The organism is Anabaena sp. 4-3, assembly GCF_001597745.1.
GTDB lineage: Bacteria > Cyanobacteriota > Cyanobacteriia > Cyanobacteriales > Nostocaceae > Trichormus.
The window spans coordinates 30,695-55,827 of the sequence record NZ_LUHJ01000068.1 but is presented as its reverse complement, the minus strand read 5'-3'; the positions used below and the strand labels follow the sequence as shown (position 1 = coordinate 55,827).

General features: G+C 40.6%; 22 protein-coding genes and 1 CRISPR repeat array. Of the genes, 15 read left to right on the top strand and 7 right to left on the bottom strand.

What is annotated here, in order from left to right:
- Nucleotides 1-176: 176 nt before the first annotated feature.
- On the bottom strand, nt 177-626 hold the full coding sequence (locus A3775_RS19330) for a molybdopterin-binding protein (protein ID WP_066376938.1): 450 nt from the start codon (nt 624-626) through the stop codon (nt 177-179).
- A gap of 98 nt (nt 627-724) precedes the next feature.
- Between A3775_RS19330 and modA the strand changes: the two genes are divergently transcribed.
- Nucleotides 725-1,522, top strand: coding sequence for a molybdate ABC transporter substrate-binding protein (gene modA / locus A3775_RS19325; protein ID WP_066376940.1), 798 nt, complete (start codon nt 725-727; stop codon nt 1,520-1,522).
- A 174-nt stretch (nt 1,523-1,696) separates the two neighbouring features.
- Entirely contained in the window at nt 1,697-2,476 is a 780-nt protein-coding gene (locus A3775_RS19320; protein WP_066426356.1) for an MBL fold metallo-hydrolase, read from the top strand.
- Nucleotides 2,477-2,641: 165 nt separating this feature from the next.
- Here A3775_RS19320 and gcvT read toward each other — a convergent pair whose 3' ends face one another.
- Nucleotides 2,642-3,772 carry a glycine cleavage system aminomethyltransferase GcvT gene (gene gcvT / locus A3775_RS19315; RefSeq protein ID WP_066426351.1) on the bottom strand — a complete coding sequence of 377 codons (1,131 nt, stop codon included), beginning with the start codon at nt 3,770-3,772 and terminating at the stop codon, nt 2,642-2,644.
- 134 nt (nt 3,773-3,906) lie between these two features.
- Between gcvT and A3775_RS19310 the strand changes: the two genes are divergently transcribed.
- On the top strand, nt 3,907-4,401 hold the full coding sequence (locus A3775_RS19310) for a pentapeptide repeat-containing protein (protein ID WP_066426484.1): 495 nt from the start codon (nt 3,907-3,909) through the stop codon (nt 4,399-4,401).
- A gap of 385 nt (nt 4,402-4,786) precedes the next feature.
- Here A3775_RS19310 and A3775_RS19305 read toward each other — a convergent pair whose 3' ends face one another.
- The 3 genes from A3775_RS19305 to A3775_RS19295 all read right to left on the bottom strand — a co-directional run bounded on the left by A3775_RS19305 (nt 4,787) and on the right by A3775_RS19295 (nt 8,848).
- On the bottom strand, nt 4,787-6,406 hold the full coding sequence (locus A3775_RS19305; protein WP_066426350.1) for an iron uptake porin: 1,620 nt from the start codon (nt 6,404-6,406) through the stop codon (nt 4,787-4,789).
- Between the two features lie 41 nt (nt 6,407-6,447).
- Nucleotides 6,448-7,716, bottom strand: a complete 1,269-nt coding sequence (locus tag A3775_RS19300; protein ID WP_066376949.1) for a hypothetical protein — start codon at nt 7,714-7,716, stop codon at nt 6,448-6,450.
- A 265-nt stretch (nt 7,717-7,981) separates the two neighbouring features.
- A complete protein-coding gene (locus A3775_RS19295) occupies nt 7,982-8,848 on the bottom strand; it encodes a WYL domain-containing protein (RefSeq protein WP_066426348.1) in 867 nt (288 codons plus the stop codon).
- 99 nt (nt 8,849-8,947) lie between these two features.
- Between A3775_RS19295 and cas3 the strand changes: the two genes are divergently transcribed.
- The 12 genes from cas3 (at nt 8,948) to cas2 (ending at nt 21,665) form a co-directional block, all read left to right on the top strand.
- A complete protein-coding gene (cas3, locus tag A3775_RS19290; protein ID WP_066426346.1) occupies nt 8,948-11,125 on the top strand; it encodes a type I-D CRISPR-associated helicase Cas3' in 2,178 nt (725 codons plus the stop codon).
- 227 nt (nt 11,126-11,352) lie between these two features.
- Nucleotides 11,353-11,604 (top strand): hypothetical protein, encoded by a 252-nt coding sequence (locus A3775_RS19285; RefSeq protein WP_066426344.1) that lies wholly within the window; start codon nt 11,353-11,355, stop codon nt 11,602-11,604.
- Nucleotides 11,605-11,661: 57 nt separating this feature from the next.
- On the top strand, nt 11,662-11,880 hold the full coding sequence (locus tag A3775_RS19280; RefSeq protein WP_066426342.1) for a DUF433 domain-containing protein: 219 nt from the start codon (nt 11,662-11,664) through the stop codon (nt 11,878-11,880).
- Between the two features lie 17 nt (nt 11,881-11,897).
- Nucleotides 11,898-12,917, top strand: coding sequence for a YhcG family protein (locus A3775_RS19275; protein ID WP_066426340.1), 1,020 nt, complete (start codon nt 11,898-11,900; stop codon nt 12,915-12,917).
- 18 nt (nt 12,918-12,935) lie between these two features.
- Nucleotides 12,936-16,214, top strand: coding sequence for a type I-D CRISPR-associated protein Cas10d/Csc3 (cas10d, locus tag A3775_RS19270; protein ID WP_066426335.1), 3,279 nt, complete (start codon nt 12,936-12,938; stop codon nt 16,212-16,214).
- A 43-nt stretch (nt 16,215-16,257) separates the two neighbouring features.
- Nucleotides 16,258-17,292 (top strand): type I-D CRISPR-associated protein Cas7/Csc2, encoded by a 1,035-nt coding sequence (gene cas7d / locus A3775_RS19265; RefSeq protein ID WP_066426333.1) that lies wholly within the window; start codon nt 16,258-16,260, stop codon nt 17,290-17,292.
- Nucleotides 17,292-17,999, top strand: coding sequence for a type I-D CRISPR-associated protein Cas5/Csc1 (cas5d, locus tag A3775_RS19260; protein ID WP_066426330.1), 708 nt, complete (start codon nt 17,292-17,294; stop codon nt 17,997-17,999). Before cas7d ends, cas5d begins: the two co-directional genes overlap by 1 nt.
- Before the next feature lie 66 nt (nt 18,000-18,065).
- Nucleotides 18,066-18,677 carry a 2OG-Fe(II) oxygenase gene (locus A3775_RS19255; RefSeq protein WP_066426328.1) on the top strand — a complete coding sequence of 204 codons (612 nt, stop codon included), beginning with the start codon at nt 18,066-18,068 and terminating at the stop codon, nt 18,675-18,677.
- Nucleotides 18,678-18,721: 44 nt separating this feature from the next.
- The gene (cas6, locus tag A3775_RS19250) at nt 18,722-19,540 is read left to right on the top strand and encodes a CRISPR-associated endoribonuclease Cas6 (protein WP_066426327.1); all 819 of its coding nucleotides are present in this window, start codon (nt 18,722-18,724) and stop codon (nt 19,538-19,540) included.
- A gap of 136 nt (nt 19,541-19,676) precedes the next feature.
- Complete coding sequence (gene cas4 / locus A3775_RS19245; protein ID WP_066426326.1) at nt 19,677-20,270, top strand: CRISPR-associated protein Cas4; 594 nt, start codon at nt 19,677-19,679, stop codon at nt 20,268-20,270.
- 89 nt (nt 20,271-20,359) lie between these two features.
- Nucleotides 20,360-21,364, top strand: a complete 1,005-nt coding sequence (cas1d, locus tag A3775_RS19240; protein ID WP_066426324.1) for a type I-D CRISPR-associated endonuclease Cas1d — start codon at nt 20,360-20,362, stop codon at nt 21,362-21,364.
- A gap of 10 nt (nt 21,365-21,374) precedes the next feature.
- Complete coding sequence (cas2, locus tag A3775_RS23835; RefSeq protein WP_082803793.1) at nt 21,375-21,665, top strand: CRISPR-associated endonuclease Cas2; 291 nt, start codon at nt 21,375-21,377, stop codon at nt 21,663-21,665.
- Between the two features lie 226 nt (nt 21,666-21,891).
- Nucleotides 21,892-23,373: direct repeats of the CRISPR family, unit length 37 nt; unit sequence GTTGAAATTTCAACTAATCCCTATTAGGGATTGAAAC.
- Nucleotides 23,374-23,552: 179 nt separating this feature from the next.
- Here cas2 and A3775_RS19230 read toward each other — a convergent pair.
- Together A3775_RS19230 and A3775_RS19225 are read right to left on the bottom strand one after the other, a co-directional pair.
- Nucleotides 23,553-24,452 carry an indole-3-glycerol phosphate synthase TrpC gene (locus A3775_RS19230; protein ID WP_082803792.1) on the bottom strand — a complete coding sequence of 300 codons (900 nt, stop codon included), beginning with the start codon at nt 24,450-24,452 and terminating at the stop codon, nt 23,553-23,555.
- A 382-nt stretch (nt 24,453-24,834) separates the two neighbouring features.
- The gene (locus A3775_RS19225; RefSeq protein ID WP_066376980.1) at nt 24,835-25,125 is read right to left on the bottom strand and encodes a HetP family heterocyst commitment protein; all 291 of its coding nucleotides are present in this window, start codon (nt 25,123-25,125) and stop codon (nt 24,835-24,837) included.
- Nucleotides 25,126-25,133: the final 8 nt, after the last annotated feature.

Below are 25,133 nucleotides of genomic sequence, written 5' to 3'. Positions count from 1 at the left end.
TTTCTCTCCCCTGCCTCCCCTGCCTCCCCTGCCTCCCCTGCCTCCCCTGCCTCCCCTGCCTCCCCTGCTTCCCCTACCCCCCTCATCTCCCCACATAGAGACGGGAAAAAATAGAAAACAAGCATTGCTGATGGTGAGGAATCCCCAAACCAGATATACACAGTTTGGGGAAAATGTCAATCTCTGGCGATGACAATATCATTTGATTTAATCACTGCATAGGCTTCAGCACCTTCAACCAGTCCTAATTCTTCAGCTGACATTCTGGTGATAATCGAGGTTAGCTCTACCCTATGAACAATTTCTATAGTTACTTCGCTATTCACTGCGCCGGTGACAACTTTTTTAACTACACCTTTGAGAATATTACGAGAGCTAACTTTTAGGGGTCTTTTAGGAGGGCTAACTTCTAACTCCGAGGTATTAGTAGAAACTTCTGGTTCTACCTTGTCTACTTTGGTGGTTGGTAATGATGTCGGTGGTGTCGAGTGCTGATGAAGACCGCGCACAAGTTCCCGCAAAATCTCAGTTTTAGTGCGCTGAGACTGCTGACAAAACTCTTCTAGAATTTTGCGCTCCTCTTCCGATGTTTGAAAAGTGATCCATCCTTGTTCTTTTCTTGGCATAATGTTACCAATTTGGTTGGTAAATATCGTAGTGATCTAAATTCACTCCTACCAAGCCTGAATCCTTGGAGAAGAATCTATCTCAGCCTGATTTTCCTATGAAACGAAGACAATTTTTTGCTTTTCTTGGTGCGGCAGTTGCTAGTTGTTTGATGGCGGTTGGCTTGTCATTTACGACACCCTCCTCTGTAGTCGCACAGTCTAATGTTAATTTACTGATATCTGCTGCTGCCAGTATGAAAGATGCACTAGAAGAAATTAAGCCTCTTTATCAACAAAGTAAACCCAATGTCAAAATTAGTTATAACTTTGGTGCGTCTGGTGCTTTGCAACGACAAATTGAACAAGGTGCGCCAGCAGATGTGTTTATTTCTGCGGCTAAAAGACAAATAGATGCTTTGGAGCAGAAAGGACTTTTGCTTCCAGGTACACGAGCTATCCTAGCAAAGAACCGCCTAGTGTTGGTTGTCCCGAAGAACGCTACAGGCATTACTAGCTTCTACAATTTGAGAGATGCTAACATCAAGCGGGTGGCAATGGGTGAACCCAGAAGTGTACCCGCAGGACAATATGCTCAACAAGTGTTGCAACAACTCAAGTTGTTACCTCAGATTCAGTCAAAATTGGTTTATGGTAATAACGTGCGTCAGGTTTTAGCGGTGGTAGAAAGTGGTAATGCTGATGCTGGTTTAGTTTATTCTACCGATGCCAAAATTTCTGACAAGGTAAAGGTGGTAGTGGCTGCTGATGAAAAATACCACTCTCCAATTATTTATCCTTTAGCAGTGGTTAAACGCAGTAAAAACCCTGATGCAGCTAAGGATTTTGTCAAGTTTGTAACGACTGACAACCAAGCTAAGGCTGTACTGCGGAAGTACGGTTTTATTTTGCCGTAGATGGGGTATGTGGGGGATAAATCAATTCAAAATTCAAAATTCAAAATTCAAAAAATTTTTTGCAGAATTATTAACTTTGATTTCTCCCCAGTCCCTTCCAGTCCCTTCCCCTTCCAGTCCCTTCCAGTCCGGTAATGTCACAATGTAGGCAGGTATTATCTTAAATCTGTGGCTATGTATTTAACTTGGTTGGACAGCAACAGTTGGTTGCTGGAAATTGGGGAACAACGAATTTTGATAGATCCTTGGTTGGTTGGTTCGTTAATTTTTGGTAACTTAGATTGGTTCTTCAAAGGCTTTCGTTCTCAAGATCGTCCTATTCCAGATAATATTGATTTGATTTTGCTGTCTCAAGGTTTGGAAGACCACGCTCACACTCCCACACTGAAGCAACTTAACAGAAGTATTCGGGTGGTGGCTTCTCCGAATGCGGCGAAGGTAGTAAAGGAGTTGGGTTATACTTCTGTGACGACTTTGGCGCATGGGGAAAGTTACAAGTTAAATAACCAAGTGGAAATTACGGCTGTTCCTGGTTCTCCTATTGGGCCGACTTTGATAGAGAATGCTTATGTTCTCAAGGAGTTAGGAACGGATTTAAAATTGTATTATGAGCCTCATGGTTATCATGCTCCAGAGTTGAAACAGTTTGCACCGATAGATGTGGTGATTACGCCTCTGATTGATATCAATTTGCCTTTGGTGGGGTCGATTATTCGAGGACAACAGAAGGCTTTGGAGGTGGCAGAATGGTTAAAACCTCAAGTTATGCTTCCGACTGCTTCGCCTGGTGATGTCAGCTATGAGGGATTATTGGTAAAGTTTCTCAAGCCGGAAGGAAATGTTGAGGAGTTGCGATCGCACTTAGCAAAGCGGCAACTTTCTACTCAAATTATTGAACCACAACCAGGCGATCGCTTGCAATTACCTTTAGAGCAGCGTCGGTTAGCTGTTTAAGTTCTCGCTGCTGTGTTCTCAGGTGGCGTGTCAGCAAGTTTCTGCACCGCCACCATGAAGATTTTTTTGTTTCGCGCATACCGCTAACGCGGAACTCGCAGAGTAGACGCAAAGAAGAGCGCGAAAATTATGACTTTTCCAGGAGTCTACCGCAAATTCTTAGCCCTATGCCCTATTCCCTCTTTTATAAAAGGGACGTTTTACTATGTTTGCTGGGTATGTTTTACCACGAATTTCTACGTCTAGTTGTTGTCCGACTTTTGAGAGTTGAGTGGGAACGTAGGCTAAGGCGACGGGATAACCGAGTGTGGGCGATAATGTACCACTGGTGACTTCTCCGACTACTTTACCATCTACAAGAATTTGGTAGCCGTGTCTGGCTATGTTACGTCCTTGGGTGCGTAAACCTACTAGGCGGCGTTGTACTCCTGCGGCTTTTTGTTGTTCTAAAACTGCCCGTCCGATAAAATCGCCTTTAGTGTCGAGGTGGACTAGCCAAGCTAACCCGGCTTCTAAGGGGGTGGTGGTGTCGTCAATATCTTGTCCGTAAAGTGCCATTGCTGCTTCTAGGCGTAGGGTGTCTCTTGCACCGAGTCCGCAGGGAATTACACCCGCATCATTCAAATTACGCCATAATTCTATGCCTACATCTGGGTCTAATAATACTTCAAAACCATCTTCCCCGGTGTAACCTGTGCGAGCAATAAATGCGGGTTTACCTAGTATTGTGGTTTGCAGATGTCCAAAGGCTTTGATGGGTTGTAAGTCGTCTTTGACTAGGGGTTGAAGATAGTTGATGGCTTTTGGCCCTTGTACGGCAATTAAAACTTTTTCTCTGGACAAGTCTTGGAATTGTACCTCGTTTTGGTCAAGGTGTTGTAATAACCATGCTTTGTCTTTGTCTGTGGTGGCAGCATTGACAATTATCACAACTTGTTGTGATTCTGTAGCGTCTTCACCTTGGTAATAAACGATGATGTCGTCAATAATTCCACCTTGGGGGTTTAATAAAACGGTGTATTGGGCTTGACTTGGTTGTAATTTACTTAAGTCTGATGGTACTAAACTCTGGAGTTGAGAAATTAAGTTTTTACCTTGAAGGGTAAATTTACCCATGTGGGAAATATCAAACATCCCGGCTGCATTTCTTACCGCTTCGTGTTCGCGGGTAATACCACTATACTGCACGGGCATTTCCCAACCGCCAAAGCTGGTAAAGCGGGCTTGCAGTTCTACACCCTGTTGGTATAAGGGGGTTCTTGCTAAGGTTTCGGCAGTTTGTTGTTGATTAGCCACAGGTAGTTTTGCTTATGCGATCGCTCTTCCTTCAAAATATATCCTAAGACACAATCAACCGAGTCTCTACAATTCCCAACCCCTTCTGATGTTTAATATTAAATGGGAATGTTGAGTTTTGTTAAGAAGACATGATCAGATATTGGCGTGTGCTAGCTAGTTTTGTGCTAGCTATGGTTCTGTTATTGTTTCCTCTGTCGGCGGAAGCTGCTAGTTCTTCTAGCATTACTCGTTCTGCTGGTGATGAAGTTCAGGGTAAAGATTTTAGTGGTCAAAATTTAGTTGAGGCTGAGTTTACCAATGTGGATTTAGAGAATGCTAATTTTAGCAACGCTGACTTACGCGGTGGCGTGTTTAACGGTATTGTGTTGGAAGGTGTAAATCTGCATGGTGTTGATTTTAGTAATGGCATAGCTTATCTGGCTAGGTTTAAGAATGCTGATTTAAGTGATGCGGTGTTAACAGATGCAATGATGCTGCGTTCTATTTTTGATAATGTTAATGTCACAGGTGCAGATTTCACAAATGCGGTTTTAGATGGGACGGAGGTGAAAAAACTCTGTGCTAAGGCTAGTGGGGTGAATTCTAAAACTGGTGTGGATACTCGTGAGTCTTTAGGTTGTAAGTAGTTCTGTCTTTTGACGTTATGTGGAAAAACTAACGCGAAACCTAACCCCCTAACCCCCTTCCCTCGTAGGGAAGGGGGAAAAGTTAAAGCCTCTCTCCTTGGCTAGTGGGGTGAATTCTAAAACTGGTGTGGATACTCGTGAGTCTTTAGGTTGTAAGTAGTTCTGTCTTTTGACGTTATGTGGAAAAACTAACGCGAAACCTAACCCCCTAACCCCCTTCCCTCGTAGGGAAGGGGGAAAAGTTAAAGCCTCTCTCCTTGCAGGGGAGAGGTTTGGAGAGGGGTTTTCCAAAACTCGTGAAAAGTCAGGTAAGTAGGTAAATAATTAATGGTTTGTAGTAAGGACTTTAGTCCTTAAGAAAGGGCTAAAGCCCTTACTACGAACTTTAAAAAGTAAAGGTGGTGCGAATAGTACCAACAAAAATATCGTTGTTTCTGGAGATGTGTCCGGGGTCGGTGACGATGAAAAAGCCGGGGGTGATGCTAATGTTATCGTTGACTAAGTAACGGTAAAAAACTTCGTAGTGGGTGGAATTACCTGCGTCTACTGCTGCAACTGCAAGGCCGTTATTTAATTTTAGCGGTTGTCCGTAGATGAAGCCTAATAAATCTCCTTTTCTGCCAAAGGGGTCATACACTCCCAAGGACACGGTATAGGTGCTGCTGAGAATGACTGCATCTGATTGCAATGAATCTGTAACTACTATACCACCCCACGCACCCAACACGAATTGATCATTTAATTGCCATCTCATGCTGGCGTTGAGTCCATGAATTTGTGATGGTTCATTAATACCGCCAGAGGTGTCGGCGTTGCTGCTACCTGTACCTGTATCTAGTTGGGCGTTATTAGAGTAGGCGTTGATGTAAGCTAAACCTGTGATTAAGGCGGAGGTTGGTTTGTATAATAACTGTACTCCTAATGCGCTATGGTCTGCACCAAATAAACCCCGACTGCTATCGTTGCTATTTCTCGTCCCATAAGCAAATTGCATCCGTAATTGGTCGGACACTAACCAGTCGAAGCCTAAACCTGCATCTAGACTACCAATTTTTAAGATGGGAGTTGAACCACCAAATAGGGAAATAGCACCTTGTCCGGCATCTGCATAGATAGAGTTGACGCTGAGAACACTGCTTAAACTAAAGCCTACGGGTTTGAAGGTGAAAACGACGCGATCGCCTAATCCCGCTACGCGATATTCTAGAGAATCTAGTCTGACTTGATTGTCATAGTCTGCTTGCCAAGCTAATCTCGCCATATTAGTATTAAATGCGTCGGGATTTGCCAAGCTATCAAAGGCAGCATTGCCACTAACTAAGGCTAATCTAAATCGGTCTTTACCTGTGAAGGATGAAACTAACTGTAATTGGGAAAGATAGGTAAAAATTGGCTGTGCTTCTCCTCGCCCTGGTGGGTCGCCACCAAAACCACCTGCTAACCCAAATATGGCTTGTCCTCCTAATATTGCGGTTGTAGAAAATTGTTGCGCTGCAATGTTAGTATTGCGGGTTTCTAAAGCATCTATTCGCCCTCTTAAAGTAGCTAATTCGGCAGCAAATTCGGCTTGTAATTTTTGCAGGATTTCTAAATCTTCTTGTTTAAATTTTTCTGTTAATCCGGCTGTGATTAATTCATTGATTTTATCTAATACTGCATTTAATCCGGCGGCGAATTCGTAGCGAGTCATGGCGCGATCGCCTTTAAATGTGCCATCGGGATATCCTGCTATGACACCATACCTTTCTACTAAAGATTGTAAGGCAACAAAAGCCCAATCATTTGGTTGCACATCAGATAATTGTGAGACTGATGTCACTCGTTCTAAGCTGGGATTTAGTTGTTTGTTTAAATCTATGTCTGGAAAATTTGCTGTTTCAATAATTTCTGAGTTAATGACTTCGTTGCTGTCTAAAACTTGCTGCTGATTTTCTGCCCAAACTGGTTGATTTATCCCCAATAATGTTGCTCCCGATAGAAGCAATAAAGCGGCTTTATTAGACATCACTTCTCACACACCAAAAAATTAACAATTTTTGAAAAAATCTAGCGATCGCGTGCTATACCTGTTGTCAAACTACCACGATAAGGAATACCTGCTTGTGGTTCTTCACCATTCACCCCAAAAACTTCTATTTGGGTGATTTGTCCGTTAGCATTAATCACTGAACCACTCGCATTATTCCCACTCAAGCCAGCGTTATTAGATACGCCTGTATTGCCATCAATAGTAATAGTTCTTTGGTCAAAATCTACGTTAACATTTCTAGGAGCATTGGGATTATTATCTGGGATAAACACGCCTTGATTACCTTCTGTTCTATAAAAAGTTCCCGTGACAATTTGCGGATTAATAATCCTAACTGATACTCTAGGACGAGGATTTAAATCACCTTCTGTACCATTGAGAGCATCTGCCAGAAATGTTCGACTAAATCCTCTAAATCTTTGGGCTTGATTTTTTAATGCTGCTAATGTTTCGACTCTGACAGCTTTCAATGTTTCTTGTACTGGTGGAGATTCTTGGGCTATTAAATTTTCTTGTCCTGGTGCTAACCCAGCAGCCAGGGAAATAGTTTTATAAAAAGCTGGTAAGTCAAATTCTTGGGGATTTCCGACTCTGCCATTTTTGACGGCTACTGTTTGACCACCTTTTAATGCTACTGTTTTTTTATCTTGCTGGTCTGAAATTTTGATATCTCCATCTGTGAGTGCAAAAACTTGCGTGGTGTTGCGTTGTTTGTCGTGTAAAACCATCACTGCGCTAGCTTTTTGTGCTGGTCTATATAACTCGTTATTTTGCGATAATTTGATGCTTTTATTACTAGCAATGAGATGAGGCTGATGACTGGCGATCGCAGGGCGTGGTGCTAAGATATTAATCTTACTTTCTGGGGTTTCTACTGCTGTACCCACGCTTCCCGGTGGACTTAAAATTAATGCTGTGCCATCATCTAATTTAAAAATCATTTCGTTCAGGGCGATGAGATTACGCAGTTTAAAGCGACGCAACCCTGGTTCAAAACGAAACACACTGCGTTCATCTACCCTGATTAAAGATTTATCATTGAAAAATAATTGCGCTTCTGAACTCGTCCCGGTTCTCACCGCATCTTTAGGAACTATGACATCATTAGGTTGGGCGGGGCGTTGGGTTTGGTTATGTAGTAGCAGTTCGACAATTTTGATGATTTTGTAGAGTTCAGCACGGGTGAGAGGTTTATTTGTTTGGGCTAACGTAGGAGTTACCCAAGATAAGGTTAGCAAAATGCTGAGAATTAATGTCTGATGTGATGACCATCTGCGCCACTTCATCACGTTTTACCTGAGTAATGTTGTTAAATTTACTGATATTGACTCTATTTTAGAATACATAAGTTCCTATGATTTTTCTGAACCGTTGTTATTAAGTTTCATTAATTAAGGTTGTACTGAGGATGTTTTCACGGTATTATTGCAAACATTAGAGTCCTCAAAACCCTAATCCCCTAATCCCCTAACCCCCTGACCCCCTTCCCTTTTTGGGATGGGGGTATTTAAATTATCTATACAAAGGGGTTAGCCGTATTGTGTATGCCTCCTAGTCAGACAGGTGTAAATCATAGTTCTCACAGCAACTGATGAGTTTTTGTTTGATGAGCGATCGCACATTTTCTGGTGCTACAATCACACAATCTGGCGTGTATTGCATAATTTCCCGCATAAACCAAAAAGTATTAGATACGCGCCTGACAACTCGCCGCACTCGTTGTTTATCCGGTAGCCATTCATTGAAAACATCTTGCGGTTTAGCTTGATAAGCAAAGGCTAAATTGTTTAATAAGTGCATTTCCACTTCTATTTCATCTAATTGTGATCGCCACTCACCAGAGACTTGGGTGACAGCAGCATCAAGAATACGGTCTAAACGAAAACACCAGTTATGTGTAAGTTCCGGGACATCCTTATTGTCGGCTGTTTCCTCACACCAGCAATCAAGATATTGCCGCTTTTCGTGGGGGTTAATTTTGGCATAGCGGACTGTAAAATTAAATACTCGTTCTGCTGCATCCTGATAGGAAAGTTGAAAGGGTTGCTGACGGAGAATATAACGGTCTAGTTGTAACCGCCAAGCTGGGGGTGTGTCTTCTAGGAAGCTGAGAATTTCGTTTCGCAGTGGGGTTGATAATTCGCTGCGTTCTAATAACAAGTTAGCAATAATTTGCGCTTGTTCAATTTGTCCGATATCGGTTAAAGCACCAATACACCGATGTAAGGCGCGGATACGTGACTCTGGCCAATCATTATTTTTCGCAATGATTAACTTACGTTGAGCGATCGCTTTGATCAGTTTGGAGATATTGGGATCATCTCCCCACATCATACCGAATTCTAAGGCGATCGCTTCTAGTTCGGCTTTATCACGTTCTGTCACCGACAGGGTTATAGACTGACCTTTACGACTCATAAAAATATACGGACACTTTTATACATATAAATCTTGCCAACTTCCATTTTGCGTGCCAATATAGTTTTTAACAACCAGTTACGGACACTATTTAAGTGTATGTCCGAAAGTTATAAAATCACTCTCAAGTCTGTTTATTCTCAAACAGTCCCCACACCTGATGGGGTGCAAATACCTAAAAATTGGTCACTTTCTTGGCATCAAGCCGCTACTTTAGAAGCACTACGCAATCCTAATATTGATGTAGTGTTCAACACTGCAATGACAGGTGATGGTAAAAGCTTGGCTGCATATTTAGAAGTGCTTCAAGGTGAATTTTCAGCAATTGGACTTTACCCAACTAATGAATTAGCCCGTGATCAAGAAACGCAGATTCAAGGATATGTAGAAATATTTCAACCAGAAAATCAACCGCGTGTAATTAGATTGAGTGGGGCTGATTTAGAAATTTATGCAGAAAATGAAGGATTGAAAAAAGGTGCAGCAATCGCTACTCTCACTAGCCAAAGAGAAGCGTTATTAACTAACCCAGATATTTTTCATTATTTACATCGAGGGGCTTATATAATTCGTGGCGATAGTCCCGATAAACTCTGGGGTAAAATCGACAAAGATTTTGATTTGTTTATTTTTGATGAGTTTCATGTCTTTGCTGCGCCACAAATAGCCAGCGTTATTAACACTATGCTGTTAATTCGCTGCACAAATCGCCGTAAGAAATTTTTGTTTCTTTCTGCCACACCAGATAGTAATTTAATTGGTAAATTAAAAAAAGCCGGATTTCGTTGTCAAGAAATTAATCCGATTGACAAAAATAAATATCAATTCCCTGACACCGCAGAACAAGAACAGCAACTTAAAACCGAAGGATGGCGACAAGTAGCGCGGACAATATCACTGAATTTTATCCCTTTAGAACCGAGTTTTAAAGCATCGGAAGTTTGGTTAAAGGAAAATAGTAATTTAATTGTGGAACAGTTTCACCAATATCCAGGGAGTAAAGGGGCAATTATTCTCAATTCAATTGCAGCAGTTAAACGCCTAACGCCATTTTTTCAAGATATTTTGCAGCCTTACGGATTAAAGGTAGGAGAAAATACAGGGTTATCAGGAAAAGCAGAAAAAGAGCGTAGTCTGGCGGCTGATTTGGTGCTGGGAACTAGCACAATTGATGTAGGTGTTGATTTTAAAATCAATTTCTTGATTTTTGAATCGTCTGATGCTGGTAACTTTATTCAACGGTTGGGACGCTTAGGTAGGCATGATGGCTATGAAAAAGATGGTCAAGAAATTAAGTTTCAAAACTTTACAGCATGGGCGTTAGTACCTAACTTTTTAGTAGAGCGTTTATTTCAGGGAGAGACACCACCTTTAGAGGTAAATAGGATTTGCGATCGCCCGACTTTTCATAATATTATTGCTGATAAATATCGCCAGATTAATGACTTTAGAGGCTATTATAAAAGATGGGGTGCAGTGCAGTCATTCTGGCTATGTTATCAGTTGAGCGATCGCACCATTAAAGAACAGTATGCCCAAAGCCGAGAAAAGTTTCAAAAAGCCTGTCAAGAAGTATTTGACAGCAGTTTAAAATCTGTTGCTGGACGTGTTTCAGGCTGGGCGAAAGATTGGCAAGCACTATCAGGTAAAGCCGGAAATCCCATTGCTGAGGATGCTTATAGTTTTCGCGGTTCGAGTCCTTTGCAATGTGGGTTGTACGATTTAACCGAAGAGAATGAAGTAGACAGATTTAAAACCTACGATTTACCCGGCATTTTGGGTAATTTAGAAATTGAAGTGTGGACAGAAGCGGCATTTATACGGACACTCAAAGAAACCGTAGCACGCACCGGACAACCCATTGCTAAAGGTAGATTTGAACACTGTCTAGCATTTATGAAGTTGCGTGGCTACCGCGAGGAAAGACTGAACTGGAAGTTTACCTACTCTGGTGACTTGCAGCCAATTGCAGATGCTTGGAAAGTTCAGGTTTTAAAGGGTGTGGAAATTTGGCAACCTGAAAACTACTGGATTGGGGAAATTAACAAACGACTGAAGAAGGAAGGTTTAGTGTGTTACGTGCTTTGCCATCCGGTTGCGGAAGTGCGGATGCGGCTAAGGCTACCAATGCACTTTCAGATTTACCCAATTAGCGATCAGTACAGCTTTCATGATACCACAGCACCTTATGCGATCGCTTTTGGTCAATCAGCGTTGTTGCTTGATACTTTGGCATACAGCTTTAAAAGCAAAGGAGATGAGATATGGATTGGTTGAAAATATTGTGGGAGGGTATTAGACCGCAGATATTAGGTCATGTTTCAATCCCTAATAGGTATTATGCTCTATGTTGTATAGATTTTTTACCTCCCAACACTTTACTATAGCAGAGTTACCGATGAAAATCAATAAGCATTATTACTTAATGATTTAACCGAATTTTGCGATTGTCATGACTTAATAAATGCTTTATCATGTGAGTCATCCTCGTAAGACAACTCACTATGCTGAACCAAAACAATAACCCTACTCAAATCACCGTGGTCATAAATGCAGGGGACAACCAAATTTGTGTGTCGCTGTCTATTCCTTTGTCCAATGAAATAAATCAAGTACAACAGCACAATGCTATTCAAGACAAGCAGCTAGCTGACTTTGAGGATCGCATAAGTCTTTTAGAAACAAATTACAGACGCGAAGTTTGTAAAAACGAGGATTTACAGAATCGCTTGGATTTTCTAGAACCACCAGATTAAGGTGCTGTTTGTAGTGTACACAGCATTAACAGTCTAATTTCAAACTACAGATTCGCTATGAACGAACAACAACTATCAGAACGAATTACAGTGAACCCGCAAATATTTGGCCGTAAACCAATTATTCGCGATCGCCGCCTAGGTGTTGAACATATTTTAGGAATGCTGGCGGTGGGAGATACTATCGAAACCTTGTTAAAAGGTTATCCCTGGTTAGAACAAGAAGATATACAAGCCTGTTTAGTCTATGCTCGTCAGTCACTTGGTGATGGATAAGTTGAACATTTACCGCCATGAGTAAACCAATTCCAGACGATTACAAAAATTTACTAATGGAAGTCAAACAGCGCATTCGTTCTGCTCAGTATGAAGCACTGAAGGCAGTAAATAAAGAACTCATTGCTCTCTACTGGGATATTGGAAAGATGATTGTTACCCAACAGCAGGAAGCAGACTGGGGTAAATCTGTAGTAGAACAGTTAGCAAAAGACTTACAAACAGAGTTTGCCGGAATTAGCGGATTTTCTGCACGTAATATTTGGAGAATGCGAGATTTTTATCTGACTTATCACTCAAAAGAAAATCTGCCACCATTGGTGGCAGAAATTGGATGGACTCACAATATAGTCATTTTAGAGAAGTGTAAAGATGACTTAGAACGAGAGTTTTATATCAGAATGACTCGTAAATTTGGCTGGACAAAGAATGTTTTGATTCACCAAATCGAAAATCAAACTTATGAAAAAACTCTCCTAAACCAAACGAATTTTAACCAAACTGTTCCCGCAGCAATTCGTAATCAGTTAAAACTAGCAGTAAAAGATGAATATACTTTTGATTTTTTAGAATTAGCAGATGAACACAGCGAACGGCAACTAGAACAAGCAATTTTAGCAAGAGTTGAACCATTCTTGCAAGAAATGGGTGGAAGATTTACTTTTGTTGGTAGTCAGTATCGCTTAGAAATTGGCGATCAGGAATTTTTTATTGATTTATTGCTTTATCATCGTCAATTAAAGTGTTTAGTTGCTGTCGAGTTAAAAACTGGAGATTTTTTGCCTGAATATGTAGGAAAAATGCAGTTTTATTTGGCAGCCTTGGATGATTTATCTCGACTACCAGATGAAAATTTATCAATTGGGATTATTCTGTGTAAATCTAAGAACAAAACTATTGTTGAATACGCGCTGAGAGAATCTAATAAACCAATTGGTGTAGCAACTTACAAAGTATTTTCTTCATTGCCTCAAGACTTAAGAAATCAACTTCCTGCTCCTGAGCAAGTGGCAAAACTTTTAGAAGGAGTGGAGTAAAAATTTGGAGATGAAACAATGACTGATATTGATTGGTTATCGGGTGATTTTGGCTTTGATAGTGATAACAATCGCACTATCGAAACCCAAGGAGAATTACTCAGCTTGAAACTGCTACGCGAAGCAATTCAGGCACAAAATCCTGATGATGTAGTAATGGCAGATTTTGCTGAGTATGTTTTACCAAATCTCTTACGAATAGCGATTGGTGTCACTGCTAAAGGCGGTAAGTATTTTGATGCAATTGACCAACAGCGAGAAGCAGAAGGAAAAAGCAAAGTTAGACGAGATAACGCTGCTGATCAATCATTGAATACACACTTATTAAATGGATTATTCCCGGCTAATTTAATTGAGAGACGTTTACAGCAACTCGATACTACAGTCCGGCGAGTGGTGAAAGAAAGAGAACGGCGTTTAGTAATTGCTGGGTTTATTTTACATGACTTTGAAAAGTTCCCTGATGTCCCGAATGATTGCCGGAAGTTGCCATTAGCAGAACATCGCCCAATTATTGAGACAAAACTTCGTCAATTAGGACTAGATAAGTTTATCAATCCAGAGAATCCAGAAGCTTATCAAGAATATATTGATGATTTATTGTGCATGGCTTATAATGCACAAAGTAGGTGGGATACTAACTGGAATTTTTCAGAATTTGGGTTGAATCCAGTATTGCGCGATCGCACCCTGCGACAACTATCAGGTTTAACATTGTTAGCTGACTCTCTCGCCTCAATTGTTAAACATCCCCAAGACGCAGAACACTCCAAACTCAAAGAAGTTATCCACTTTTTAAGTGATGGACAGTTAAAACTTACTTATCACAGCATTGCTGAAAATAGAGGGGTTTTAACTAATGTAGTCAACAATGCTTTAATTCAATCTCATACGAGTTTGAATACAGATGAGCATACCTACTACGAACCTTTGTTATATCTGCCAACTGGCGTAATTTATTTAGCTGCGCGTCATGCACCTCCTATTTCAACCAAAGACTTACCAGACCGAGTAGTTGATAATATTAAATCGCTTTGTGCAGGACAACTACGCCTGAGACAAACAGGTTTTGGTAGAGATGGTAAAGGTATGAAATATGCCGAATATTACAACTTATTTTTTGATTCTCCTGGCTTGATGCAGGTAGCGTTAGATGCTACTCTACGCATCTTAAACCCCAACAAAGATTCAGTTGCTAAAAGTCGCAGTGAAAATTTAATTAAGTTTCAAAAACAAGGCGTTTTATCTGCTGAATATGACTTTAAATTTGATGATGATATCCGCATAGACCAAATAGCAGAGTTTGGTGATTTAGTTAGTCGCAAAATTTGGGATGAAACGGTAAATCGGATTGAGGATATTCGCAAGAAAGATAAAAAGCTGCCAGAAGTTCCACCTTTAAATTTAACCCATAAAGTTGCAGAATTTTGGAACTTGACAGCATACTTGCCCCAAATTCGAGAAATTCAGCGCATCAACGAAAGTTTGAAAGAACATAAATTAAAAGGAAATACGGGAGGCGTACCTTATGAATGGTATTACCTAGCAGCAAAATATCTGGAACATCATCCTGGGATTGAAAATGTGCGTGCAACTTGTCAACAAGTTATTCAATATCTCACAGGCTTAATTTCACCAATCATTGCACAGTATGAACTGCCTGATGGTTGGGAGGATTTAAGGGTTTGGGTATCACGCATTGTGATGTTACCAAACACGAATCAAGAAGCATCAGCTAAAACTCAAGTCGATACATTTTTAGCTGAGTTGAATAACTATAATGCTGCCAAAAAACCAGGACGGGGAAAACAATTAATCTGCTCAATTTCCCATTCTGCCTATACAGTGACAGAACAGATGGAATCGGCAGTTTTATTTACTCCCCAAGTTTATACAAATAAGCAAATGTTAGGAGGTTCTAATGCTAAACGCAACATCTCCAGTATTGCGGGTGTGGAGATGATGCTGAGGCAAATTTTAATGAATCAAACTCAAGCAGTGGGTAAACGATTTGAAGATGGTAAATATCGCTATCTCTATTTTTACCCGACTTATTACTTCACACCAGAAACCAACAAGTTTTTACAGAAAGCTTACAACGGTATTGCTCAAACTCGTTTTGATACTAGCGTCCGTAATCACTTTATTAGCAAAGATTTACAAGCTAACTTAGAACGAGAAAATTACCAAAGTGTAGATGCTTTCTTAATTGATGAAAACTTAGAGCGTGACAAAGACCGCACATTTAAACTATCTTATCCTGAAGACCAACCTTTAACATTTTACTTCATGGCACTACCGCCAGGACGAGATAGCACCGATACCGAATCTTGGATAATGCCTAGTTGGTTGGCGTTTGCTTTCCCGATGATTTTAGATGTTAAAATTGTGGTGTCTGAGTCACCAATTCCACCTTTTAATGATGGTGCTGAGTTTGAAGAAAGCGTTTTTTTAGACAGTGCGCCTCATGCTTTCCGTGCATTAGTCAGACGCGATCGCTTCCGTCTAGATTACATCTTAGAAGGCTGGCATGACAACAGCATTCAATACCCCGCACCTCTAAATGTGCTTACCGCCGCCTATGCAATTCACCTTGATGTGAATGCTAGACAAGGCAAATCTGGTTATGATGCTAACTGGGGTAAATTTACCGAACTAGCAAAGGATTTTGAAACCAGTTCTTTGTATGTTTTTGCTTACCTCAATCGTTGGGTACGTAACCAAGGAGTAGAAACAGCACGCATCGAGAAAATTAGGCTGTATGCCTATCATTTTTATCCTTGTTTTGACCCTTATGTACAGTATGACATGAATACGAAAACCTTGATTGTGAAAGCAGAATCGAGTCTAAATCATCCCAAGAATTTAACAGAACTTTATCGCCGTTTTTATCGGGCGAATAAACGTTATAATCCGAAGTCTAACGCTGTGTTAAAACCGATTGATATTGCGGCAGAAACTATCTTGAAAGCCGAGTCAAGCGTATTTCATGGAGAAACCTTAGTTGCAGCCGTCGCCGCAGAAGTTTTTAAACTCATGGATCGGGTTCATGCTTCCACGGCGGAAGGACGCTGGGTAATGAGTAAACGGGAAGAAGAAAGACAAGCTGTCTTGGATTTTGCCAAGTATTTTGTCATCGAAGTATTTGAGAAAGCATTTGCAGGCGATCGCGCACGTTTAGCAGGTCGTCAAATCAACTTAATTCGAGACACTTGTGAGTTTCTTTACCGTCTAGAAGATGACAAAGAAAATGCAGGTAAAGACGATAAGTCTACTGAATCTGACGACGATCAATAATTTATCTTACCTCAAACATTACTAAACTATTTGGAGATTGATTATGGCATTGCTAAAAACTGTAAATTCCCAACTATTTCAAGCTGAAATTCCTTACAAACCAATGGGTAAGTATGCCCATTTCCTAACAATTCGTATCACCGAATCTTACCCTTTATTTCAAACAGATGGCGAATTAAATAAAGCCAGAGTCAGGGCGGGAATTAAAGACAAAAATACAATTAGCCGTTTGTCAATGTTCAAACGCAAGCAGTCTACCCCAGAACGTTTAGTTGGACGGGAATTACTCCGCAAGTATGAATTGATGAAACCGGAAGAATGCGAATATAACGTAGCTTTTGCAATGGACAATCCTGATTGTATTATTTATGGTTTTGCTATTGGTGATTCCGGCTCAGAAAAATCGAAAGTTGTTGTAGATACAGCATTTTCCATCACAGCATTTGATGAATCCCATGAAACGTTTACTCTGAATGCTCCTTATGAAAATGGCACAATGGCAGCCAAAGGAGAGAAGAAATCAGATGGTAAATTAGATGGTGAGATAGGTACAGTTACAGCTAGGCTTAATCAACAAGACCACATCAGACCACAAGTATTCTTCCCTAGCATTGTCACACTGAAAGACCCCACAGAAGCTAGCTTCCTTTACGTTTTTAATAACATTTTACGAACACGCCATTATGGAGCGCAAACAACCCGTACAGGTAGGGTGAGAAATGAGTTAATTGGGGTTGTATTTGCTGATGGAGAAATTACCAGTAATCTGCGCTGGACTCAAGCAATATATGACCAGATGAAAGCTAATAATGCTTTAAATTCTCCCGATCCTCTGGATGAAGACGAAGTAATTACTGCTGCTAAAAATACGATTGAAGCATTGATGTCTGAAGAATTTATCGTACATACTGACTTTATTGGTGATGCTTTTGAACCTCTTCTGAATGAAGTGAAAAAACTCACGGCGAGTGAAACAGGAATTACCAGCATCTTGCAAAAAGCTGATGCAGAAGCTAAAGCTTATGCCAATAAGCACATTAGTAAAAAGAAAACTGCTGCGAGAGCGGGGAAAGAATAATGGTATTGATTTACCGTTGTCAATTAGAATTACACGACAGCCTGTATTATGCCACGCGAGAAATTGGAAGATTGTACGAAACAGAGCCAATAATTCACAATTATGCTCTATGTTACGCCCTGGGTTTAGTTGATAGCGAAGTCTACTCTACTAACGTAGCTGAAGAATATTCATATCGCTACTTTTGTCCTGAACAAGTGCCGAAATATGAGGAGCATTTAACACCTCTGAATCAGCAGGGAATTTATGTCACTCCAGCACATTCAATCGGACATTCTACAATTCTCAACACTTGGAAGTATGCTAACAATAACTATCATGTAGAGATGGAGAAAACCCAGAAAAATATTCCCAGTTTTGGTAGAGCCAAAGAAGTTGCGCCAGAAAGTGAATTTGAGTTTTTTGTCATCTCGCAAAAGCAACTCAAATTACCAAAGTGGATACGCTTGGGTAAGTGGATGAGTAAGGCTGAGGTAACGGTTGAGGAATTACCTAAACCGCAAACTGCTGAAGGTATATTCACTTGTAAATATCCATTAAATCCTTTAGATGTGATGTTCACTAATCAAGTGATTAGCTACGATGTGGTGAATATGCCTCCAGTTAGTTTAATTCAGAATGTGCAGATGCGAGGACAATATTATCATTTCACTGAGATGAAAGACATCAAAATTCCGGTGCATATAGCTTATCATTTTCGTAGTTAATTATGACTGTGCGATGGTCTGCGAGCAACCGTAGGTCATCGCCTCTCCCATACTCCCACACCCACCGTGAAACACTACGAACAACAACCCAACGCCTTCCCCAGCGATTACCTTAACCACTTGTGGGGAGAAATTCATGCTTGTCCTTACTTTACAACCAACAACCTCAACCGCGATTTTGTGGGGACTAAAGGATTTTCTGTAGTATTCAGGCGATCGCATCTCCCCACAGTAGAACAAAAATTTCCCTACTTCAAGCCCTATCTCGACTTAGCCCTCCAGCCTAATTGTAACGCCTTTTACCTCAACCCCTTACTACTCAAAGAAGGCTCTCGCGTTGATCCCCATATAGATCGTTCTCTGCGTTCCTACTGCAAAACCATCGAACCGCCTCACCTTGTCAGTGTTCTCTATGTGCGCGTACCTCTGAACATGGAAGGCGGAGAACTCATCCTCAAATCTCACAAACGCCAACTGGGGCAAATTAAGCCGCAAATGAATACTTTACTGCACTTTCAAGGCGATTTAACTCATGCAGTCAACCCTGTGAAAACCCCCGGATATCGTCTGAGTCTCGTTTGCGAACAGTATAATTTGAGCGACACGGAACTCGAAGAAATCCCAGCTTTTACGGTAGAGTCACGAGTTGCTCAATCTACAACAAAAAAACGCAAATAAATTTTTGAATTTTGAATTTTGAATTTTGAATTTTGAATTGTAGTATGCCTCATAGCCTAGTTCTCAACCTACTTCCCCAGTCTCCCATCTACCCGCAATTTCTCACAGGTAGACACTTCCATGCTTTATTCCTCACATTAGTCAGTTCTGTAGATCCCGCATTGGGGGAATATCTGCATAACTCTAGCGCGGATAAAGCCTTCACCCTGTCACCCCTACAAATCCAACGACGACCAAAACCACACCAGCACAGCTTACAATTTAGTCATCAACAACCCATCCCGGCTGGTACTCCCTGCTGGTGGCGTGTTTCCCTACTAGATGACAGCTTATTTAGCAAACTGACTCCACTGTGGCTAAATCTCAACCCGGAACACCCTTGGCATTTGGGTTCAGCAAACTTGTATATTACTAGCATTCAAGGCACAGCCCAATCAACCCAACCTTGGGCGAATGTATGCACATATCCAGAATTATATGAGCAAGCCAGTGAGAGCGATCGCACCATTAACTTAACTTTCTCCACACCTACCGCCTTCCGTCAAGGACAATATGACACAACCCTCCCTACCAGAGAATGTGTTTTTAATTCCTTGCTGTCAAGGTGGAATAAATACAGTGGCATAGAATTGTCTCAAATTGCAATTGAGACAATTTTTCCCTCTTTCGTCAACATTCATACAGACATATTAGCCGATTCTCGGAGCAAATTTATTGGCATTCTGGGAGAAGTCAACTATCGCATTTTAGGTGAAGTTGAACCAATGCAAATCAAGCAAATTAACGCCTTAGCTGACTTTGCTTTATATGCTGGTGTGGGGAGAAAAACAACAATGGGTATGGGGATGGTGCGGCGGTTGTAGGAGGGAATAGAGAATGGGGAATTATCCAAAAACTACAAATGTAGAGACGTTGCATGCAACGTCTCTACATTTCCCCCTTGCCTCTCTTGCCTCTGCGTGAATTAAAAATATCCACCACTTACTAAATAACAAAACCATGAATGAACATGACTTCATTCCGATTGCAGCATTAAATCAATATAGCTATTGTCCGCATCGCTGCTGGCGGATGTTTTGTACAGGAGAATTTATTGACAATCAATACACAATTGAAGGCACAAGCTTACATGAAAGAGTCCATACTGTAGGTGAAGGACAACGGGAAGAAACTTGGCAAATTAGAGCAATTTGGTTGAAATCAGACAATTACAAACTTATCGGAAAAGCTGATTTAATTGAATTAGAAAATGGTGAATGGTATCCCGTCGAATATAAACGCGGGCGTAAAGGAGAATGGGATAATGATGAAATGCAAGTTTGCGCTCAAGCCTTGTGCTTAGAAGAAATGACCGGAAAAACTATCAACACAGGCTACATTTATTATGCCCAATCACACCAACGTCAATTAATAGAAATTAACCAAAAACTAAGACAAAATACCATCAATACAATTGAAGCAGTGCAGAACTTGTTACATACAGGCATAATGCCCAAAGCCATCAAAACAGAACGCTGTCAAGGATGTAGCTTATATCTTAATTGCCTACCCCAAGCAACAGAAAAAGTAAAAAAATATCAAGAATCAAACTAAAAAAACCTCCGCGCCCCTCCGCGTTTCCTCCGCGCCCCTTTGCGTTTAAAAAATTCTCTCTTCACCCTCCAATAAATTAGGAGAAAATCATGGGTACAGTTTATATCACCCAAGAAGATGCCTTCATTGGTAAAATTGATGAACGCCTCAGCGTCAAACATGAGAAAAAAACCATCTTAGATGTCCCACTAATCAAAATAGATGGAGTTGTAGTTTTAGGACGTGCCACCGTTTCACCTGCTGTAATTTCTGAACTACTAGAACGCAAAATACCTGTAACTTTTCTCACAGAAAATGGGCGTTATTTAGGACGCATAGAACCAGAAGCCAACAAAAATATTTTTATGCGAAAAGCCCAATGGCAAGCTGCTGGAGACTCAGCCCAAGCTATTCATGTTGTGCAAGGTTTTGTACGTGGTAAATTGAAAAATTACCGTAATATTCTCATCCGTCGCCAACGGGAATGTCCAGACATAGATTTATCTAAAAAAATCACTCACTTAGAAAACGCCATTTCACCGATTGATAGTACAGATAATATCAACTCTCTGCGGGGTTTAGAAGGTGCTGGTAGTGCGGCTTATTTTGGCTGTTTTAATCAAATGATTCGTAACCCAGCTTTTGAATTTTCGCACCGCTTGCGCCGTCCGCCAACTGATCCGGTGAATTCTTTACTGAGTTTTGGCTATTCTTTATTACGCCATGATGTGCAAGGTGCAATTAATATTGTCGGTTTTGATCCATATTTAGGATACCTGCATTGCGATCGCTATGGTAGACCTTCTCTAGCACTCGACTTAATGGAAGAATTCCGCCCCTTAGTTGTAGACGCAGTAGTTTTGTCCACCATAAATAAGCAACTTTTGTCAACCTCAGATTTTGTCACCGAACCCTTAAGCGGTGCGGTTTACCTGACTCCTGAAGGGCGAAAAACATTTTTACGCTTATACCAACAGAAAAAACAATCAGAATTTAAACATCCGGTGATGGGGCGCAAATGTACTTATCAAGAAGCGTTTGAAATGCAAGCACGGTTACTAGGGAAATATCTCATGGGTGAAACCGCAAAATATCCACCTTTAGTTTTGAAATAAGAACAGGGAAGTGAAAGAAAAATCAAGAACTAATGTGGTTATATCCTACGACATCCCAGAGGACAACCGCCGCACTAAAATTCACAAAATCCTCAAATCCTATGGGCAGTGGGTACAGTATAGTGTGTTTGAGTGCCAGCTTACTGATACTGAATACGCCAAATTGCGATCGCGTCTCCACAAATTGATTAAACCAGACACCGACAGCATCCGCTTTTACTTTCTTTGTGCTTGCTGCTTTGGTAAGATTGAACGCATAGGTGGCGAACAACCCCGCGACGAAACCATTTTCTTCGCCTAATGCGCGGATGGGTAGGTGTACAAAATCGCTTTTCAGGAAAAATGGCTGTATCCCTTACACTACAGGCTTTTGCGAAAAAATTAATTTAAAACCATCCGCGCACCTTACCCAGTAATGGTTTCAGCTATTTCACTCAAATCAACTGACATTTTCTCGTGTTATAATTGACCCATCCGCGAATCTGAACCTTGAAAACCTTATACAGTTTAGCTTTCGGGCTTCCGCAGTTTAAATTTCAACTAATCCCTATTAGGGATTGAAACAGAATCATCATGATTCTCAATTCCAACTACCCCGTTGAAATTTCAACTAATCCCTATTAGGGATTGAAACCACTTGCACCAGTATTACCCGGACGTATTTCTATCGTTGAAATTTCAACTAATCCCTATTAGGGATTGAAACAGGGTATATGGGCTGAGTATCCATTTACCCCAGAAAGGTTGAAATTTCAACTAATCCCTATTAGGGATTGAAACAAAAATGTATCCAGAAACGTACCTAAGGAAGCTTTGAGTTGAAATTTCAACTAATCCCTATTAGGGATTGAAACACCAGCAAAAAGGTTAACTTCAGGGAAATTCATGGTTGAAATTTCAACTAATCCCTATTAGGGATTGAAACGAAACACTCAATACATCCAGTGTAATTGGACTTTAAAGTTGAAATTTCAACTAATCCCTATTAGGGATTGAAACTTTTTTAGCAGCAGTTGGACGTTCAACTTGATAGTTGTTGAAATTTCAACTAATCCCTATTAGGGATTGAAACCTTCCGGGAATCCTCCACCAAAGCTACCGTAAGGATCGTTGAAATTTCAACTAATCCCTATTAGGGATTGAAACGCTGAAAGACCAATGATAGGGCTAGATTTAGCTAATGTTGAAATTTCAACTAATCCCTATTAGGGATTGAAACACGGCATACGGTAGGGCGATTCTGAAGTTAATGCAGTTGAAATTTCAACTAATCCCTATTAGGGATTGAAACTCAAGCAAGCTTCTATTTGGTGTTTAAGGCTGCGGTTGAAATTTCAACTAATCCCTATTAGGGATTGAAACTCTGATTGATTACTCTATTAGCTAAAAGACCAAAGTTGAAATTTCAACTAATCCCTATTAGGGATTGAAACCTTCACCCACACATGAGGAAGAAGCTCATATACCCGTTGAAATTTCAACTAATCCCTATTAGGGATTGAAACAATTACATAACTGATATACAGAATTTTAAGTGAGTTGAAATTTCAACTAATCCCTATTAGGGATTGAAACTGAATCTCCCTAAAGATTCAAATTTGGTGATCGGGTGTTGAAATTTCAACTAATCCCTATTAGGGATTGAAACCCGCACTTGATTTCATCCCGAAATATTCCACCAGGTTGAAATTTCAACTAATCCCTATTAGGGATTGAAACATCAGCAGGTGCAAAGTCATCCTCTTCCGAGTCGTTGAAATTTCAACTAATCCCTATTAGGGATTGAAACGACTTGGTTCTCGCCCCCAGCCCAACGGCTATCGGAGTGGCGAGTTGAAATTTCAACTAATCCCTATTAGGGATTGAAACATTGCTTTTTTTGCTCATAGCGATCGCTTGAGCGGTTGAAATTTCAACTAATCCCTATTAGGGATTGAAACGCGATTCCAATGGTGAACCTGTAGATTATAGGGTTGAAATTTGAACTAATCTTTGCGCCTTTGCGCCTTTGCGCGAAACAAATTCATAATTCAAATCAGCAACACCAGAGAATCAATAACGACAAAAAAATAAAACCCCTGGTTGTGCTAACCAGGGGGAGAAGGTTTCGCTGAGATAAGTCAAGACAACTACAAGATGACTGAAAACAATTCCTGAAAACAGATAAAAAAATCCTGCTAGTAGTCAGTTAACTGTGTTTGAGCAAATTACGTACAGCTTGCTCAATATCAGTTTCTTTCATCAGAGACTCACCTATCAACACAGCATTTACACCAGCCTCAGCAACTAAAGATAAATCAGCGCGAGCATACAAACCCGATTCCGCGACTACCATCACACCCAAATCTTGTAACTGCGATCGCCTAGCCGCTAGCAGAGTTGGAGTAATGCTAATATCAATACTACAGTCTGCTAAACTTTGGTTATTAATGCAGATTAAGCGTATATCATCCAGATGCAACACCCGATCCAATTCCGCTAAGTTATGCACCTCGACTAAAGCATTCATCCCCAAATAATGAATTATGCGTAAAAAATCTTGTAGTTCTCTATCTGTCAGGATAGCCGCCATCAGCGACACCGCATCTGCCCCGGCTGCACGTGCTAAATAAATTTGGCAGGGATCAATAATAAAGTCTTTACATAATAAGGGTAGTGAGATATTCCGACGCAGCAAGCGTAAAGTTTCATAACTACCCTGAAAAACCGACGCTTCCGTGATTAAGGATACACAAGCAGCACCACCACGTTCATAAGCTTGAGCGATCGCTATGGGATCATAGTCTGCCCGAATTACTCCATAATTGGGTGATGCTTTCTGAATCTCTGCAATCAGCCGGGGTTGATGAGGATTCTGCTGTAAAGCAGTCCAAAAATCCCGCACCGTTGGCGCAGCTGTTAACTGCCGTTGCAAAGAAGCTAAAGACAATTTTTGATGTAGTTGAGCTACTTCTTGTCTTTTCTGCAACAAAACTTCTCTGAGAATAGGTTGCAAACGAATAGTATTTTTGGTGCTGCTACTAAATGAATACATCATACACTGCCATAGGGGATTAGGGGGCTGATATCTTGCACCATGTTCAATCATCGTCTGGCGATGCACTGCCGACAACCGAAAAATCAGGCTGTGAGCGAATTTTCAGATGTACATCGCTGTACTTTCATTGCAATAAACCTACTGGTGCAAAATCTAAGGTGGCTAACAAGGGGTAGACGAGTAGTGCTGAGTTGTTACGGTAACTCAGCACTAAAGAAACCAAACTCAATAAATAAGCTGAATGGATACTTGAGAAATATCGTGATTAACATTAACATTTCTCCAACCTAATTTTTGTTAGCTGGAATGGGTGCATAAGTAAAGACTTTTCAGGAAAAGTCTCTCTATTTATAGGGGAGAAATTAGGAGAAAGATTTCTAGTATCTTTCTCCCGCAAAGACGCTAATGCTAACACAAATTTACAAATATCCTCTTAGTGTGTTAACCCTATATTTTTTCTTTGCATCCAGTTTGATTTCATCTCAAAAACTTCTTGACTATCAGTTTGATTTGTCTTTGGTTTTTCATTGAGATAGTTATTTTTAAGTAATCGAATATAAGTGCGATAGGGAATATAGTCTACAGGATTGTAGCCAGAAAAACGCAGTAGTAACACACAGGCCCAAGAATACTTTCCGGCCATAATAGCTTTGATAATTTGTTCTACTTGTTCGTTATTTATTTTTTTAACTTGTTGAGAGTTATTGTTGTCTTTTTGCAGCATGTTTTTCC